Here is a 15,730-nt window from a genome sequence, read left to right as displayed (position 1 = left end):
GCCTGCCCTTCCCGCACGTGGCGGCACGTGCCGAGCGTGGCGGCACGTCCCGGGCCGCACGCCGGGCTCCGGCGGACAGGGGCCCACGGGCTGCGGGGGCCGCGGGGCTCCGGAAGGACGGGGGGTCGTCAGGCCCCGTCCTCCGGCGCCTCCGGGCCCTGCGGAGCCGGCGGACCCTCCGGCGCCTCCGGGCCCTGCCGAGCCCCCGGTACCCGCGAGCCCCCGGGTGCGTCCAGCCGGATGTCCGCCCGCGCCGCCCGCACCAGCAGCCGTTCGACGGCGAACAGGCAGTCGGCGATGGCCCTCCGGGGCAGGTACGAGACGTCGGCCGCGATGTCCACGACCGGCCGGTCCCCGCTCTGCGCGACGCGGGCGTGCAGCTTGATGTCGCTGTTGCGGGCGTGCAGGAGGCTCCACGTCACCTGCGAGTCCGGCCCGTCCGCCCCCTCCGGGGAAACACCGGCGGCGGCACCGGGCGCGGGTGGCTCCCGTCCCGGCGCGCCGTCCCGCCGCTTGGCTTCCGGGCTCCTCAGATCGTTGAACAGACAGGCCAGCTCCGGCGCGGCTCCCCGGCGTGCCTCGATCCCGGGCAGCGCCCCGGCCAGTTCCTCCGGGTCGTACCGGGCGTGCACACAGGCCCGCAGCAGATCCCGTTCGACCCTGCGCACCAGTTCGTAGAAGGTGCCCGTGGACGCGTCGACGGTGACGACCGTGTGCTGCGAGAGGTTGCCTACGTAACCGTCCACGGCCGGGTCGAAACGGTTGCTGACCGGCACCCGGTACATCATGGCCGTACGGCCGAAGGCCCGCAGCAGCACCCGGGAGACGGCGCTCAGATACAGGGCGCCCGACGACAGCCCCTCGGACCGCGCCAGCTCCCGCTCGGCGGCGGCGACCGACGCGGAGGAGAGCCTGCCGCACCACACCGGCCCGCCTCCCCGCGCCGGACCGTACGGGAACGGGCTTTCCGGGGCGCCGAGGAGCACCGAGCGCCAGTACGCGACCGAGCGCGCCGAAGTCCTCCGGCTCCTGGCCGAGGTCTCCGCCAGGGCCTGGCCGGAGGGCTGGTGCGGGTTCGCGGGGAGGCAGCCGTCCCGCGCGGCCGGGTCCGCGGCCAGCAGCGCCTTCGCCTCGCCGGACAGCACCCGTTCGCTGTGCCCGTCCAGCACCACATGGGAGCAGACCAGCACCAGATACCGGCCGAGACCCTCCCGGGTCACCACGGCGGCCCGCAGGGCGAAGTCCCGGTCCAGCAGCGGCTCGTCCGCCATGAACGTGTCCACCAGTGACTCGGCCGTCTCGCGCTCGCGGTCCGCGGCGGCCGGCTCCCGGACGTGCACGGGCAGCGAGCCCTCGGCATGGACCACCTGGGACAGCCGGCCGCCGGGGTGCCGCACGAACGTGGTGCGCAGCGACTCGTGCCGTCCGACCAGTCGGCGGACGACCTCCAGCACGTCGTCGAGCGTTCTGTCCGCGGGGACGGGGATGATCTGGGAGAGCTGGTAGAAGCCGGCCGGCCGGTGGGTGGCGATCGTCCGCCACATCTCCCGCTGGCCCCAGGTGGCCTCGTACGTCCCGCCCGGCAGACCGGTGAAGTACAGGCGGACCGTGCTGTGCCGGATCCCGGGCCGACCTGTCGTCATGACGCTTCCACCTCCGGCTCCTTCGTCCGGTCCGGCGCCGACTTCCGGTCCGGCTCCGTCTCCCGGTCCGGCGCCGTCTCCCGGTCCGGCTCCGTCTCCCGGTCCGGCGCCGTGTTCCGGCCCGGCTCCCTCTCCCGGTCCGGCCCCGGCCCCGTCTTCGTCTCCGGCCTCGTCTTCGTCTCCGGCCCCGTCCCCGCGTCCGCCCGCCGCTCCCCCGGATCCGGCTCCGCGAGCAGCCGGGAGTAGTCGCGGGGCCGGGCGGACGCCTGTAGCAGGGTCCGGTGCAGCTCCGCCAGGACGTCGGGGTCGCATCCGGTGGCCCGCCAGTCCTGGAGGCCGATGGCGAAGCCGAGCCGCGTCCACAACCGGGCGTTGTGTTCCTCGTGTTCGCCGAACGGATCGAGCAGGACGAGCGGGGTCGCCGACCACAGCGAGTCCAGCAGCGTGCCGCCGCCGGGCTTGCTCACCATGGCCGTCGCGGTCCGGGCCAGGTCGAAGGAGCCGTGGTGGCCCGTGCCGCGGGTGTAGCGCACGGGTTCGCCCGGCAGCGCCCGGCCGAACGGCGGATAGCCGTTGTCCTGCCAGGGGTGCCATGCCGGGTCGAGCATGAAGTAGCGGATCCCCTCGTCCGCGGTGACGTCGGCCTGTTCGTAGGCGAGCACGTCCAGCTCCCACCCGCGGTCCCGCAACTCCGGGACGTGGCCGCGGTAGGTGCCCATGCCCCAGCCGCCGCCGTGCACCAGCAGACGCCGGTCCCGGTCCGCCCACGGCACGGCCGGCTCTCGCGTCACCGGAATGCTGTACGGCACGCGGCCCCCGGCGTGGTCGGCCAGCCGGATGTGGCGCGGGTTCAGCGCGGAACGGCCGAGCCCGCGGAACGACGGCGAGAACACCGAGTCGACGTGGCAGAGGTCGACCGGGGGCGGGTCCTCGCAGCCCGCGAGGTACTTCTCCAGGATCGGCAGCCAGAAGCCGGAGAGGACGACGAACCGTGTGACGCCGCGGGCCCGCCAGACGTCCGTCAGCGCGTCGACCGCCCGGCCCGTCACGGCGGACGACGGGTCGGTGAGCAGCCGCCGGCCGGCCGAGGCGAGCCGGAAATCCCGGTGGAACGCCCATTTCATGGCGCTCGTGGTGGCACGGACCCGCTCCGGGAGCAGCCGCTCCAGCACCCGCACCTCGGCTTCGGCGCCCTGCTCGCGCAGCCGGTCGGCCAGCAGCAGCCCGGGCACGTGCACCCCGAGGGCGACTCCGGAGGTGAGTATCTCGATCACGGCGCGCTCCCCGGCCGGACCGTGTCCAGCGCTTCCAGCTGGGCGCGGAGTTGGCGCCCGGCCTGCGCGGCGACCCAGGCGTGCTCGGGGCCGCCGTAGCCGCGGGGCACCGCCTCGGTCAGCATGATGAGGTAGAGATAGCAGCGGTACAGGGCGAGCCGCCGCCGGGTTGCGGAGTCGAAGAGCACCTGCCCGCCGCCTGCGCGGTATCCGGCCAGGAAGGCGGGATCGCGCTCGATGTCGCCGAACAGCGCGGGCGAGACCAGGTCGGCCAGCGGATCGCCCCAGAAGGCCCGTTCGCCGTCGATGAGGCCGCTGATCCGCGGGCGCGGCGGGGCGGGGTCGATCAGGATGTTGCCGTCCCACAGGTCGAAGTGGACGAGCGCCGGGGTGCGTACGGCTGCCAGCACGTCCGCCGAGTCCCGCACTGCCGCCCGGACCCGCTCGGCGGAGACGGGCAGCTCAGCGCCGTAGCGGTCGGCGTCGGTCAGCACCGCCTCCACCATGGCGGTGAACGCGGTCGGCCAGTCGGGCGCCGGCTCGCCCTGCGGATAGCCGAACCCGGGGCCGGTGATCCGGTGCAGCCGGGCGACGAGGCCGCCCAGCTCGGTGCGCAGCCGCTCGCGGTCGGGACCGCCGATCCGCTCGCGCAGGGTGTGCCAGTCGGCTCCGGGCAGCTCGGACAGCAGCAGCAGGTCGCTGCCGGTGGTCTCGCGGCCGAAGTCGGCGTGCAGCACCTTCGGAACGGGAAGGTGCGCGGCGGCCGCCTCCCGGTGGAACAGCGCCTCGGTGCGCATGATCCCCTGCTCGTAGGCGAGTGCGGGCGCGTCCGGATCGGGGGCCACCTTGAGCACCGCTCCGGACGGCACCGCACCGGACGGCACCGCACCGGACGGCACCGCACCGGACGGCACCGGGCCCGGCGGCATCTCACCGGACGGCACCCCGCCCGGCTGCACCTCGCCCGGCTGCACCCCGCTCGGCCGCAACTGGTCCGACGGGGTCCCGTTCGCCGCCGACGCCGCCGCGGACGCCGCCGCGGCCGTGCCGCCGTCCAGTTCGACGCGGTAGACGGTGTTGAAGGTGGCCTCCGGCAGCTCGGTCCACGACCTCACCAGGCCCGGGGCGATGCCCGCCGAGGCGAGCACGCGGTCAAGCTGTTCCCGGTCGAGCCGCCGCCGGTAGATGTTGTCCACTCACTCCTGCCTTTCCGTCGCACACATCGCCCGGCGGTGGATCGAGGCCATCAGCGCCACCCGCTCGCCCGCCCGGTCCAGTTCCCCGGCACCGGCACCGCCGCCCTCACCGGTGTCGTCACCGCCGCCGCCGTCGCCGCCCGCCCCGCCCCGCAGCAGCGCGCGGACACGGTCGAGCTGGCTGTCGTAATACGCCACCGGCGGGAACGACAGCACCTTCTTGGTCCCGTCGTCGTGCTCGACGACCAGGTTCAGCGGCAGGGCGCCGGCCGCGGGGAGCAGGAAGTTCCGCAGCCGCACCCGCGCCGCCTCGAAGACGAACTCGTGCTGGGCCAGGTGCCGTTCACCGACCTCGCAGCGGAGTTCGGCGCTCCGCCCGTCGGCCCAGTCCAGACGGGCCTCGAACTCCCGGTCCGCGCCGTACGGGCCGGTGAGCAGCGCGCGGCCGCTGCCGGTGGCGCCGGCCAGTCCCGCGGTCGCCTGCACGGCCTGGAGCCAGTAGGCGGCGCTGTCGAGGAAGACGCCGCCGCCGAGTTCGGGCCGGTCCCGGTAGCTGCCGGGGGCGGGGACCCCGAAGCGGATCCGGGTGCGGACGGAACGGAGCCGTCCGTGGCGCCCGTCGCGGATCATGGCGCGGACGGCCGGCTGCCACGCGTGGCCCGCCGTGGGCACGGCCTCGGTCACCAGCACTCCGCCCGCGAGCGCGGCCCGCCGGATGCCGTCCAGCTCGTCGGGGCCCAGGCAGAGCGGTTTCTCCACGATGACGTGGCGCCCCGACCGGGCCGCGCGCACCGCCCACGGGTGGTGTGCCGAGTTGTGGAGCGAGACGTACACGGTGTCGATGCCGGGGTCCTCCAGCAGCGCCCCGTAGTCGGCGTGCACCCGGGGGATGCCGTTGCGTTCGGCGAACTCGGCCGCGCGCCCGGCGTCGCGGGCGGCCACGGCGCGGACCCGTACGTCGTCGTGGCGCCCGGCGGGCCCTACGATCGCGCGTTCGGCGATCGCGGTCGCGCCGATCAGGCCGATCCTCATGCCGCGTGCTCCTCCCCCCGCGGCCTCATGCCCGCGGCGGACACGGCCGCGAGCACCTGCCGCTCCAGCCGGTCCGCGTCGTCCGGCCGGCTGAAGAGCGCACAGTGCACCCGGCCGCCCGGTGCGGCCAGGGTGCTTCCGGCGAGCACGGCGGCTCCGGGGTGCGGGCCTCCGCCGTAGCGGCAGCCGGCCCGGCGCAGTTCCGCGCACAGCGTCCCGATGTCCGCGCCCTCGGGAACGGCGAGATCCAGCTGCCGCAGCCGGCAGCGGAGACCGTGCTCCCGGGCCTGCTCGTCCAGGCGCAGGCTGAGCAGGCCCAGCGAGTGGCGTGCGTTGATCTCCAGTACGGGGATCAGCGTCCCGTCGTCGAGCAGCATCGAGTCCACTCCGGCCGGTCCCCAGTAGCCCGCGTCGGCGAGCGCGTCGGCGACCTCGGCGAGCACGTCGAAGTAGCCCGCCCGCATGAGCACGGCGGTCAGCCCGGGGTCCGCCGGCTGGGAGCCCATGTGGCGGAACCCGCGGTTCGACATCGTCTGCACGCCCAGCACGGTGGCACGGCCGCCGGGCGCGACGGCCAGGTGCCCGGAGAAGTCGCAGCGCTTGGGATAGACGGGCTGCACCAGCAGTTCGACCCGCCGGCCCTTCGCCTCCTGGCGGCCGACCGCGCGCCGGACGGCCGCCAGCACACCGGGCGTGGTGAGTTCCAGGGCGCCCCGGCCGGACACCCCGTACGGATCCTTCACGACCGCGGGGAAGCCGCATTCCAGCACGGCCGCCTCCAGTTCACCGGCCGAGCGGACCACGCGTGCGGCACCGGGCAGGCCGCGTTTCCGTACGAGGCCGTCGGACCAGGTCTTGGAGTTGACCTCGGCGACCACGGAGACCGGAGGCAGCCGGTCCGGCCCGCCGAGCCGGGCGGCGAGCGCGGCGGTGTCGGGCAGCACGGCGTAGGGCTGCCACTCCTCGCAGGCCGCGATCCGCTCGCGCGCCGCCGGGTCGGCCGCGATCATCGCGTCCACCGTCACGGGCGGGCCGTCCGCCGTGCTGAGCGCCGGGCCGTCCGCAGTGCCGGGGTCCGGGCGGTCCGCAGTGCCGGGCGCCGGTGACACGGCGTACGGCTCGAAGGTGATGCCGCAGGCCGCCAGGCCGTCGCGCACCACGTCCGCCACGGGATGGCGGGTGACCAGCACGTCCCCCGGCCGGCAGAAACCGGCGAGGAGTTCGTCCATGGCGTCCACCGCGGACCGGCCGCCCGGCATGGTGACGGCGGGCAGCACGGCCAGGTCGTGGGGCCGCCACCAGCGCTCGGCGTCGAAGGTCCCCCAGTGGGCGGTCCTGCCGGACGTCATCGCTCCGCCGTGCTCAGCCCGGCGACGTGTTCGGCGAAGCGGCGGATCGAGCGCAGATCGGAGAGCTGGAGGCTGTCGTAGTCGAGTTCGACATCGAAGGTGTCCTCGATGCGCAGCAGGAAGGAGATCGTCTGGAGCGAGTCCAGCCCGTACTCCTCGACGAGGTCGGTGTCCGGCCCCACGTCGTCCAGCTCTCCCTCCTTCTGCAGCACGTCCGCGAGCACCGACTTGATCCTGGATTCGATCTCGTTCACCGGTCACACCCCGTTGAGGTAGAGGAGGATGCACTTGGAGCAGACGGGCATCATTCCGCCCTCTGCCAGGGTCTTTCGGACTTCGCGGAAGGCCTCGCTCTGCCACAGCTCGGCCACCGGGGTCTCGTAGAGGCTGCCGACGACGAACTCCGGGAAGAACTTGCACGAGCTGACCTTGCCGTCGGCGTGGACCTCCATCCGGTTGGACACCGCGAGGCACCGGCTGCGCCGCTGCGCGGGCTGGGAGGTGCCGAGGATGAAGTCCTCGACCTCGTCGGCCTCCAGCTGCGGCTGGTACCGCACCCGGACCCCCCAGCGCCGCTCGGCGAGCCGGCGCATGGACTCGCGCAGCACCGGAAGCTGCTCGGGAGGCAGCCGGTAGGTGTACGAGTGCCAGGTCGGCCGGTCCGTTCCGGTGTCCGGCCGGAGCCAGGAGAAGGACTTGGCGTACAGCTCGTCCATGGCGGCGGCCACTTCGGGGCTGATGTACCAGGGGAACTGGAAGTACACGGTGTTGACGCCGAGTTCCTCGGCCCACTCCATGAACTCGTACATCTTGCCGACGGTGACGTGCGAGACCATGCAGGAGAGCGATATCTCGCCGCCGAATCGATTCTGCCGTTTCAGCTCCAGCATGGTTTCGATGTTCTCGACGGTGCGCCGGAACGTTCCCTTCCCGCGCAGTGCCTCGTGGTCGTCACCGAGGCCGTCCAGGCTGATCAGGAGGTTGAGGTTCTCCCCGATGCGCAGCAGGTCGTCCAGCTTGCGCTTGAACAGCAGTCCGTTCGTGCACATGTTGACGGTGCGCGGATAGCGTTCGAGCAGGTCGGCGACCTCGCCGAACTTGGTGTACATCAGCGGTTCGCCGCCCCAGAGGAAGAGCTTCGAGCGGGTTCCCGCGGTCGCGGCCAGCACGTCCTCGACAATGGAGAGGTCGAGTTCCATGCGCTGTCGCGCCGGTTCGAAGTCCCGGAAGAATCCCTGCTCGTTCCACTGGTAGCAGTGTGTGCAGCGGAGGTTGCACCGGTAGGTGAGCTGAAGGCTCACCTCCTGCGGCATCGGAGCGGCGTAACCCGGGTCGGCCAGCTGGTTCCTGCGGGCCTTCGACCGGATGGCCACCGTGTGTTTGATGTCGGCGAATTCCTTGGCGTTCAGTTTCCTGGTGGTTGAAGGATGCATCATGCCTCCGTTACCGACGCACGGAAAGCGCCGTCACTTGTCGGTCGTCGAGTAGTGCTTCTTTTCTGAGCATCAGGACACCGGACGCCGCGACGAGTCCGCCGGCGGCCAGGACCATTCCCAGTCCGGCCGGGGTCCCCAGCCGGGCGGCGAGCGCGTCCCCCGTGAACCCTGCCGCCACGGCCCCGAGCGGAATCGCCGAGAAGCTGAGGGTCCTGGTGACCGCGTGCACCGTGCTCTGGCGGCCGGGCGGGGCCAGCGTCTGCCGGAGACCGGCGTCCAGGACGCCCCAGACCGGCAGCCACACCGCGGAGAGCAGCCGGATCAGCAGCAGCACCACCAGCGGCTCGGCCACCGCGCACAGCGGCACGGCGAGCCACAGCGCCCCCTCCAGCCCGGTGAGCAGCAGCGACCGCCGCATCCCGAGCCGGCCGATGATCCTGGTCGCCAGCACCGCCCCGGCCAGGGCACCGACCGAGCCGGCCGCCATCAGCAGACCGCCCTGCGTGCTGGACAGGCCCAGTCCGCGGTAGGCGAACAGCAGCAGCACCGCGTCCACCGCACCCGTGCCGAACCCGCGCAGCGCGGACCGGCAGACCAGGGGGCGCAGCAGCGGATGCCGCCATACGAAGACCACCCCTTGCCGCATCCCGCCGAGCAGCGCCCCGGGCGGGTCCCGGCGGTGCCCCGGCCGTTCCTCCGCGACCCGGATCGGCAGCCGTGCCGCGGCCGACAGCAGGAAGGGGACGGCGGCGAGCGCCGCGGCCCAGCCCGGGCCGGCCAGGCCGAAGAGCACACCGGCGAGCGCGGGACCGGCGAGCTTGGTCATGCTGTCGGCGCCGGACAGCCGGGAGTTGGCGCTCAGCAGCCGGCCGCGGCCGACCAGCGACGGCACCAGGGACTGGCCGCTGATGTCGACGAACACCGTGGCCGCTCCGGCCACCGCGACCACGATCAGCAGCTGGGTGACGGAGACCTGTCCGGCCGTCACGGTGACGGCCACCCCGGCGAAGGCGGCGAACCGGACCAGCTCCCCCGCGATCATCGCGCGCTTGAGGCGCACCCGGGCGAGGACGGCCCCGGCGACCATGCCCAGAACCGGATAGGCGAGCCAGCCGGTGGCGGACAGCACGCCGAGCTGGGTGCTGGAGGCACCGAGCACCAGGATCGCCACGCTCTGCGCGGTGAACGCGGTGAAACGGTCGCCGAACCCGCTCAGGGTCTGCCCGCAGAGGAACCAGCCGAAGCCGGAGGACGGGGACGTCTCCACCGGCCCGGCACTCACTCCGGTGGCCCCCGCCCCGGGCCTCAGCACCGGACCGCACGCGGCCACTCGGCGGGCGGCTCGCCGGAGCGGGAACGGAATTCCGGGGACCGCCGGTGTCCGTACCGGAGAACACGGTCCGGCGACAACCCGGATACGCGGAATAAGCGCCGGGCGCGGTGCCCCGCTAAGTCCGCGGGCCCATCCGCGGCAGCGCGGCCGTGCCAGCCAGACATTCGTGACCCCTCCGCCTGAAGAGACTGCCAGCCGTCAACCGCACTCTCCGGGCGGAGCTGCGGACAAGCGATCGCCGGCCGCGGGAAGAGTTTCCCGGCAGCCGTGGTACAAGCGAGCATCACCGTGCGGCACCATACGGAACCGCCCCGTCACGCCGGAAAGTTATGCAATCGCGACCGCTTTCGTCAAGACGTGATCGATCAGCGCCGCTTCTTTCCTCGGGCGCCTGACAGAACTGTTCTCCAGCGTTTAACTACCGCCTCACATGGGTAAAATTCGGCCCCTTTACACGGCGTTTCCGGCCCTCTTGTGGCGTGGAGTCGGCTGTGTGAAAGTGTGGCGCGGCGTTCCGCGGCGGCCGAGTTCCACCGTGGTTCTCCGGGCAGTTGTGCGCGTGTGTCGTCGGCATTTCCCGCAGCGGTGGGTGAACTGCCGGTTCCGTGCGGGGAACCACCGTATGAACGAAACGAAGGAGACCGGGTGAGCTCCTCCGCCGGGGACGCCGGCCGGCCGGCCGCGCCGGACCGCGCACCGCGGCTACGCCCCGCCGGTCCCTCCGGTGGCGCCCTCGGCGGCCGGTGCGGCGGCCGGTCCTGTGGCCGGTCAGGTGGCCGGTTTCGCGGCCGGTCCTGTGGCGCCCTCGGCAGCCGGTGCGGCAGCCGGTGCGGTGGCGCCCCCCGCGGCAGACGCGGTGGCCCGTTCCGCAGCGCGTCGCCGCAGCGGCTCCCACCACGCCCGGTGTTCCCGGTACCAGTCGACGGTGTCGGCGAGCCCGCGCTCGAACCCGACCCGCGGCGCGTAGCCCAGCTCCGTCGCGGCCTTGCCGCAGTCCAGCGAATACCGCAGGTCGTGGCCCTTGCGGTCGGGCACGTGCTCGACCCGGTCCCAGCCGGTGCCGGTGGCGGCCAGCAGCAGACCGGTCAGCTGCTCGTTGGTCAGCTCGGTGCCGCCGCCGATGTGGTAGACCTCGCCGGCCCGGCCGTGGCGCAGGACGAGTTCGAGGCCCCGGCAGTGGTCCGAGACGTGCAGCCAGTCACGGACATGGCGCCCGTCGCCGTACAGCGGCACCTTGACGCCCTCGAGCAGCCGGGTGATGAACAGCGGAACGACCTTCTCCGGGAACTGGTGCGGACCGTAGTTGTTGGAGCAGCGGGTCACCACGACGTCCAGGCCGTGGGTGCGGTGGTAGGAGAGGGCGAGCAGATCGGAACCCGCCTTGCTGGCCGCGTACGGCGAGTTGGGCGCGAGCGGACTGGTCTCCGTCCAGGACCCTGCCGGGATCGAACCGTAGACCTCGTCCGTCGACACGTGCAGAAAGCGGCCGAGCCCCTGCTCCCGGGCCGCGTCCAGCAGCACCTGGGTGCCCAGGACATTGGTCGACACGAATGGTGCGGCCCCGTCGATGGACCGGTCCACGTGCGTTTCGGCGGCGAAGTGCACCACGGCGTCGTGGCCGGGCATGATCTCCCGCACCAGTCCCGCGTCGCGGATGTCGCCGTGGACGAAGGAATAGCGGGGATGCCCGGCGACCTCGGCGAGATTTTCCGGTACCCCGGCGTAGGTGAGCTTGTCGAGCACCGTGATCCGGGTGTCCCCGGTCCCGGCGCCCGTACCCGAGAGCAGCGACCGCACGAATGCGGAACCGATGAAGCCGGCACCGCCGGTGACAAGCATGCGCATGGCCGCAAACCTACATGCGGTGTTCGGCCCGCGGAAGAGACCACCCGATTCACGGAAGAGACCACCCGATTCGCGGAGCAGACCGCCCGGTTCGCGGAGGAGACCGCCCGATTCGCGGAGGAGACCGCCCGATTTCCCGCTTCCGCGACGGCGGACGCGCCCGGGGCACCGAATTCCGGAAAGGAGAAGGCGGACAGCCATGCGCGGAATCATTCTGGCCGGTGGCACCGGTTCGCGATTATGGCCGGTCACCCGAGCCGTTTCCAAACAGCTCATGCCGGTCTTCGACAAGCCGATGGTCTACTATCCGCTGTCGACCCTGATGATGGCCGGTATCCGGGACATCCTGCTCATCACCACGCAGGAGGACCAACCGCAGTTCGAAAGGCTGCTCGGTGACGGTTCACATCTCGGGATCCGGCTGACCTACCGGGCGCAGGGCCGGCCCGAGGGAATCGCCCATGCCTTCGTCCTCGGCGCCGACTTCATCGGCGACGGACCGGTCGCCCTGGTCCTGGGGGACAACATCTTCCACGGCGGGGGCCTCGGCATCCGGCTGCGCGAGCACACCGCCCCGGCGGGGGGCCGCATCTTCGCCTATCCGGTGGCCGATCCGACCGCGTACGGAGTTGTGGAACTCGACGCCGACGGCTCGGCCGTCTCCATCGAGGAGAAACCGGCCCGGCCGAAGTCCCGGTACGCCGTCGCGGGCCTCTATTTCTACGACAACCGCGTGGTGGACATCGCAGCCCGTCTCGCCCCCAGCGAGCGCGGCGAATTGGAGATCACGGCGGTCAACCAGGAATACCTGCGCCGCGGTGAGCTGGCGGTGACCGTGCTCAACCGCGGCACCGCGTGGCTCGACACCGGCACCTTCACCGCCATGGTGCAGGCCTCGGAATACGTACGGGTGATAGAGGAGCGGCAGGGCTTCAAGGTCGGCTGTGTCGAGGAAATCGCCTGGCGCTGCGGTTACATCGACGACGGCCAATTGCGGCAACTGGGCCGTCCCCTGCTCAGCAGCGGCTACGGCCGCTATCTGCTCGACCTGCTGGACGACGGCACCGCGCACGGCGAACCGCTCGAACTCGGGCCACCGGCGGCGGAAACGGGTACGGGGCCGGGGACGGGTACGGGCACGGGGCCCCCCGCGACGGAGACGGAGCCGGAGCCGGAATCCGCCCCGGGGACGGAGCCGGGAACCGCGGCGACAGAGGCAGGGACGGAGCCGGGAACGGCGGCGGCCCGGACCGCGGACGGCGCGGGCGCCCCGCCCCCGCCGGGTCGGAGCCCGCAGGTGGCGGTGCGATCGTAGGGCGCGGCTCGGTGTCACCGTGCGAGCGGCGGGCCCCGGGGCGCGGGGTCTCCGGGGACGCGTAATCTCCGGGGACGCGGGGTCTCCCGGGGCGCGGGGTCTCCCGGGGCGCAGGGTCTCCCGGGGCGCAGGGTCTCCCGGGGCGCGGGGTCTCCCGGGGCAGCCCGGTCCGGGCCGGTCGGAACGGTCCGGACCGGTTCCGTCCCGGAACGCAGGATGGGCGCGAGCGCCGGACCCGGTGTCCCGGCACTCGAACCCGGTGTCCCGGCCCCGCGTCCGGCCGCGCGCCCGCCGCCCTTGACCATGACACCGTGTGAGGCAGTGGAGTCGGAAGCACCATGTTCACCATCGGAGACTTCGCCCGGCACGGTCACGTATCCGTCCGCATGCTGCGCCACTACGACGCCGTGGGGCTGCTGCGCCCGGCCCGTGTCGACCCGGTCAGCGGCTACCGCCTCTACACGGCGGGCCAGCTCAGCCGGCTCAACCGCGTCATCGCGCTCAAGGATCTGGGGTTCACGCTCCAGCAGGTGCGGTCGATCCTCGACGAGGAGATCGGCGCCGGGGAACTGCGCGGCATGCTGCGCCTGCGCCGGGCGGAGCTGGAGGCGGCGATGGCCGCGACGGCCGCCCGGCTGACGCAGGTCGAGGCGAGGCTCCGGACGATCGAGAGTGAGGGACACATGAGCACCGACGACATCGTCGTGAAGAGCATCCCGGCCGTCCGCGTCGCGGAGCTGTCCGGCACCGCCGCGAACTTCGGCCCGGAAGCCATCGGCCCGGTCGTCGGCCCGCTGTTCGAGGAACTGTGCCGCAGGTTGAGCGCGGCGGGTGTGGCTCCCGCGGGTCCCGGCATCGCGTACTACGACGACCACCCGGACGGTGAGAGGATCCGCGTCCACGCCGCCATGCCGGTACGGGCGGAACCGGACGGGGTCCCCGGCACCGAGATCGTGGACCTGCCCGCCGTCCGCCGGGCCGCGACGGTCGTGCACCACGGGCCGATGGACCACGTCCTGTCCACCGCCCAGGCCCTGGCCCGCTGGATCGAGGACCACGGACACCGCTCCGCCGGCTATGCCCGCGAGCTGTATCTGGAGTGCCCGGAGAACCGCGAGCTGTGGGTGACGGAGCTTCAGGAGCCACTGCGAGCGCCCTCGGCCGAGGACGCGGCGGACGGGAACGCGTAAGGGAACGGGGACGGGGACGGGGACGGGGCAGACGGTACGGATGGCGGGGACGGTTCCGCCCGGCGGTAGAGGGTGATCGAGTGGCCGACCTCCCCGACCGGCCTGCTGTCGGCGAGGAGTGCGGCCAGCCGCCCCCGGGCCTTCGCGGCCGCGGAGTTCGAGACGGCGATCAGTCCGCGCACCTCGCTCAGGGGCACCTCGCGCGGATCGGAGGCCCGGATGCCGTAGTGCCGCGGTACGCCGCTGCCCTTGTAGACGAGCCAGATCCGCCGCTCGTGCGCGTGCCGCTCCCGGAGCCGGTCGGCGAGCCGTCCGAGGTCCTGCCCCCAGTCGACGTTCGAGTCGTGCAGATGGTGATGGGTCTTCGCGGGACCGCCGAACGCCTCGTTGGAGTACGGCAGGTAGTACGGGTACGCGCGCAGCGAGCTGACGGCGACGCACAGCAGCAGCGCCGCCGTCACGGCGCGTGCCGCCCGGCGCCCCCCGCGCCGGACGGTGACCACGCCCCCGGCGGCGACCGCGAGGAACATCGGCAGGAAGACGGCGTACCGCACGCCGAGGTCGCGGTCGCCGGTCATGGCGGCGGCCAGCAGCACGACGGCGGGGACGAGGACGTACGGCGCCGCGCGCCGCAGCCGGCCGTGGCGCAGCGTCGCCACCGCACCCGCCGCCCACAGGGCGAGCGTCCCGAGCGGCGTCTTCACCAGCAGCGCGGCCGGGAGGTAGTACCAGAGCGATCCCTGGTAGAGCCGGCCGAACAGGAAGCCGCGCCACGGCCTCTCCTCGAAGCCGAACTGGATGAGCATGCCGTCCCGGTAGGGCGCCGGGAACGGCAGGAGACCGACGGCGAGACCGCGCAGCCCGCGCACCGGCGGAACACCGGGCGGCGGCGCCCAGCGCAACCGGGGATCGACGGCGAGGTAGCAGAGCCACACCACGGCGACGGCGGCGAGGCCCACGACGGCGACCGCCACCAGGCCGCGGCGCGTCCCGGCGCGGACTCCGGCAGCGGGCCGGGGCCCGGTGCCCGCCCCGGCGCGGGACGGGTGCCCTGCCGCCCGCCACACCGAGAGCACCGCCGCCACCAGCAGCACCGGGACCGCGGCCAGGGTGCTCATCTTGGTGGCCAGCGCCGCGCCGAGCGCCGCACCGGCGAGCGGCAGGAAGAGCCGTGGCCGGAGGCGGGACCGCCACAGCAGCCAGGCCGAGGTCAGCAGGAACCCGGCCGCCGGTACGTCGAGCGTGGCGAGCGACCCGTGCGCGATGACGTCGGGCGAGAACGCGTACAGGGCGAGCGCCACCAGCCCGCCCGCCGGACCGGCCAGCTCCCGGGCGAAGGCGAGCACGACCAGCCCGAACAGCAGTGTCGACACGATCACCGGCAGCCGTGCCGCCCGCATCAGCCGCTCCGGGTCGTTCCCGGACCCGTACAGCAGTTCCCGGCCCAGCTCGGTCTGGTCGCCGTCGAAGCCGGGGTCGAGCCGGGGCTCGGCGAAGACGGTCCCGGCCGCGATGAGCAGCTTGCCGAGCGGCGGGTGTTCCGGGTTGTACCGCAGGCTGTGCTGCTGCGTCTGGACGACGGCCGTGGCCACGTACACGGGCTCGTCGATGGTCGGCGTCTGCCGCACGGCCGCCGTGACCATGGCGACCGCCATCTGCCCGAGGAGTACGACGACAGCGAGCCCGTACAGCCACCGCCGGTGCCGCCGCCACCGGCCGTCCGCACCCGGAGGCGGTGTGGCGCCCGCCGCCTCCGGGCGCGGGACGGGCGCGCCCCGCCGCTCGCCGTCACCGGCGCGTTCGAGGAGCGGCTGCTGTCCGTGCGTCATCGCGCCCACCCTCCCAGCGAACAGCCCGCCGGGAAGTACGGACCGCTCCGCGACACGCGTTCACCCCACGCGGGCCGGAATTTCCGTGGGCCGGGCGGCCCAGGGGCGGCCCACGGGCGGCGCGGTGGCCGGGGCGCCCTGCCCCGCAGCCGCGGACGCCGCCCGGCGTGAAGCTGAAAACCCCCTGGCCACCGGTGCCTTTCGCGGCGTGTCCGCCGTAGGCTCTGCCTGATGGGAGACGTACGGGAACTGCTGCGGGCCGACGAGCGCTTCGTGCGGTGGGAGAAG

The 15,730-nt window shown here is 73.3% G+C and carries 12 protein-coding genes; 2 read left to right on the top strand and 10 right to left on the bottom strand.

Annotated elements, in window-relative coordinates:
* Positions 1 to 128: 128 nt before the first annotated feature.
* The 9 genes from GCU69_RS01690 to rfbB all read right to left on the bottom strand — a co-directional run bounded on the left by GCU69_RS01690 (position 129) and on the right by rfbB (position 11,108).
* Positions 129 to 1,643 carry a condensation domain-containing protein gene (locus GCU69_RS01690; protein WP_156204933.1) on the bottom strand — a complete coding sequence of 505 codons (1,515 nt, stop codon included), beginning with the start codon at positions 1,641 to 1,643 and terminating at the stop codon, positions 129 to 131.
* Positions 1,640 to 2,917, bottom strand: coding sequence for a hypothetical protein (locus tag GCU69_RS01685; RefSeq protein ID WP_176604499.1), 1,278 nt, complete (start codon positions 2,915 to 2,917; stop codon positions 1,640 to 1,642). The genes GCU69_RS01690 and GCU69_RS01685 overlap by 4 nt, the downstream gene beginning before the upstream one ends.
* The gene (locus tag GCU69_RS01680; protein ID WP_156204932.1) at positions 2,914 to 4,113 is read right to left on the bottom strand and encodes a phosphotransferase family protein; all 1,200 of its coding nucleotides are present in this window, start codon (positions 4,111 to 4,113) and stop codon (positions 2,914 to 2,916) included. The genes GCU69_RS01685 and GCU69_RS01680 overlap by 4 nt, the downstream gene beginning before the upstream one ends.
* A complete protein-coding gene (locus GCU69_RS01675; protein ID WP_156204931.1) occupies positions 4,114 to 5,145 on the bottom strand; it encodes a Gfo/Idh/MocA family protein in 1,032 nt (343 codons plus the stop codon). It lies immediately after the preceding gene.
* Complete coding sequence (locus GCU69_RS01670; protein ID WP_098751742.1) at positions 5,142 to 6,494, bottom strand: hypothetical protein; 1,353 nt, start codon at positions 6,492 to 6,494, stop codon at positions 5,142 to 5,144. Before GCU69_RS01670 ends, GCU69_RS01675 begins: the two co-directional genes overlap by 4 nt.
* The gene (locus GCU69_RS01665) at positions 6,491 to 6,748 is read right to left on the bottom strand and encodes an acyl carrier protein (RefSeq protein ID WP_098751743.1); all 258 of its coding nucleotides are present in this window, start codon (positions 6,746 to 6,748) and stop codon (positions 6,491 to 6,493) included. Before GCU69_RS01665 ends, GCU69_RS01670 begins: the two co-directional genes overlap by 4 nt.
* A gap of 3 nt (positions 6,749 to 6,751) precedes the next feature.
* On the bottom strand, positions 6,752 to 7,930 hold the full coding sequence (locus tag GCU69_RS01660; protein WP_098751744.1) for a radical SAM protein: 1,179 nt from the start codon (positions 7,928 to 7,930) through the stop codon (positions 6,752 to 6,754).
* A gap of 7 nt (positions 7,931 to 7,937) precedes the next feature.
* Positions 7,938 to 9,197: an MFS transporter gene (locus tag GCU69_RS01655; protein ID WP_170315756.1), complete on the bottom strand. Its 1,260-nt coding sequence runs from the start codon at positions 9,195 to 9,197 to the stop codon at positions 7,938 to 7,940.
* Between the two features lie 834 nt (positions 9,198 to 10,031).
* Positions 10,032 to 11,108, bottom strand: coding sequence for a dTDP-glucose 4,6-dehydratase (gene rfbB / locus GCU69_RS01650; RefSeq protein ID WP_156204929.1), 1,077 nt, complete (start codon positions 11,106 to 11,108; stop codon positions 10,032 to 10,034).
* Positions 11,109 to 11,307: 199 nt separating this feature from the next.
* On the opposite strand from rfbB, the gene rfbA reads away from it, so the two are divergent.
* Both rfbA and GCU69_RS01640 read left to right on the top strand, forming a co-directional pair.
* Positions 11,308 to 12,423 (top strand): glucose-1-phosphate thymidylyltransferase RfbA, encoded by a 1,116-nt coding sequence (rfbA, locus tag GCU69_RS01645; protein ID WP_456243368.1) that lies wholly within the window; start codon positions 11,308 to 11,310, stop codon positions 12,421 to 12,423.
* 338 nt (positions 12,424 to 12,761) lie between these two features.
* On the top strand, positions 12,762 to 13,613 hold the full coding sequence (locus GCU69_RS01640; RefSeq protein WP_098751747.1) for a MerR family transcriptional regulator: 852 nt from the start codon (positions 12,762 to 12,764) through the stop codon (positions 13,611 to 13,613).
* Here GCU69_RS01640 and GCU69_RS01635 read toward each other — a convergent pair.
* Positions 13,559 to 15,442, bottom strand: coding sequence for a phospholipid carrier-dependent glycosyltransferase (locus GCU69_RS01635; protein ID WP_098751748.1), 1,884 nt, complete (start codon positions 15,440 to 15,442; stop codon positions 13,559 to 13,561). The two genes, GCU69_RS01640 and GCU69_RS01635, sit on opposite strands and share 55 nt — an antisense overlap.
* Between the last annotated feature and the right edge of the window lie 288 nt (positions 15,443 to 15,730).

The sequence above is a fragment of the Streptomyces lycii genome (genome assembly GCF_009735685.1).
Lineage (GTDB): Bacteria > Actinomycetota > Actinomycetes > Streptomycetales > Streptomycetaceae > Streptomyces > Streptomyces lycii.
Note: the sequence above shows the minus strand (reverse complement) of the source record. Positions and strands in the feature narration are given on the sequence as shown.

What these genes read in the sequence shown, in the direction of transcription:
- GCU69_RS01690 (WP_156204933.1), bottom strand. Translation starts at nt 1,643, where the DNA reads ATGACGACAGGTCGGCCCGGGATCCGGCACAGCACGGTCCGCCTGTAC.
- GCU69_RS01675 (WP_156204931.1), bottom strand. Translation starts at nt 5,145, where the DNA reads ATGAGGATCGGCCTGATCGGCGCGACCGCGATCGCCGAACGCGCGATC.
- GCU69_RS01670 (WP_098751742.1), bottom strand. Translation starts at nt 6,494, where the DNA reads ATGACGTCCGGCAGGACCGCCCACTGGGGGACCTTCGACGCCGAGCGC.
- GCU69_RS01660 (WP_098751744.1), bottom strand. Translation starts at nt 7,930, where the DNA reads ATGATGCATCCTTCAACCACCAGGAAACTGAACGCCAAGGAATTCGCC.
- rfbB (WP_156204929.1), bottom strand. Translation starts at nt 11,108, where the DNA reads ATGCGCATGCTTGTCACCGGCGGTGCCGGCTTCATCGGTTCCGCATTC.
- rfbA (WP_456243368.1), top strand. Translation starts at nt 11,308, where the DNA reads ATGCGCGGAATCATTCTGGCCGGTGGCACCGGTTCGCGATTATGGCCG.
- GCU69_RS01640 (WP_098751747.1), top strand. Translation starts at nt 12,762, where the DNA reads ATGTTCACCATCGGAGACTTCGCCCGGCACGGTCACGTATCCGTCCGC.
- GCU69_RS01635 (WP_098751748.1), bottom strand. Translation starts at nt 15,442, where the DNA reads ATGACGCACGGACAGCAGCCGCTCCTCGAACGCGCCGGTGACGGCGAG.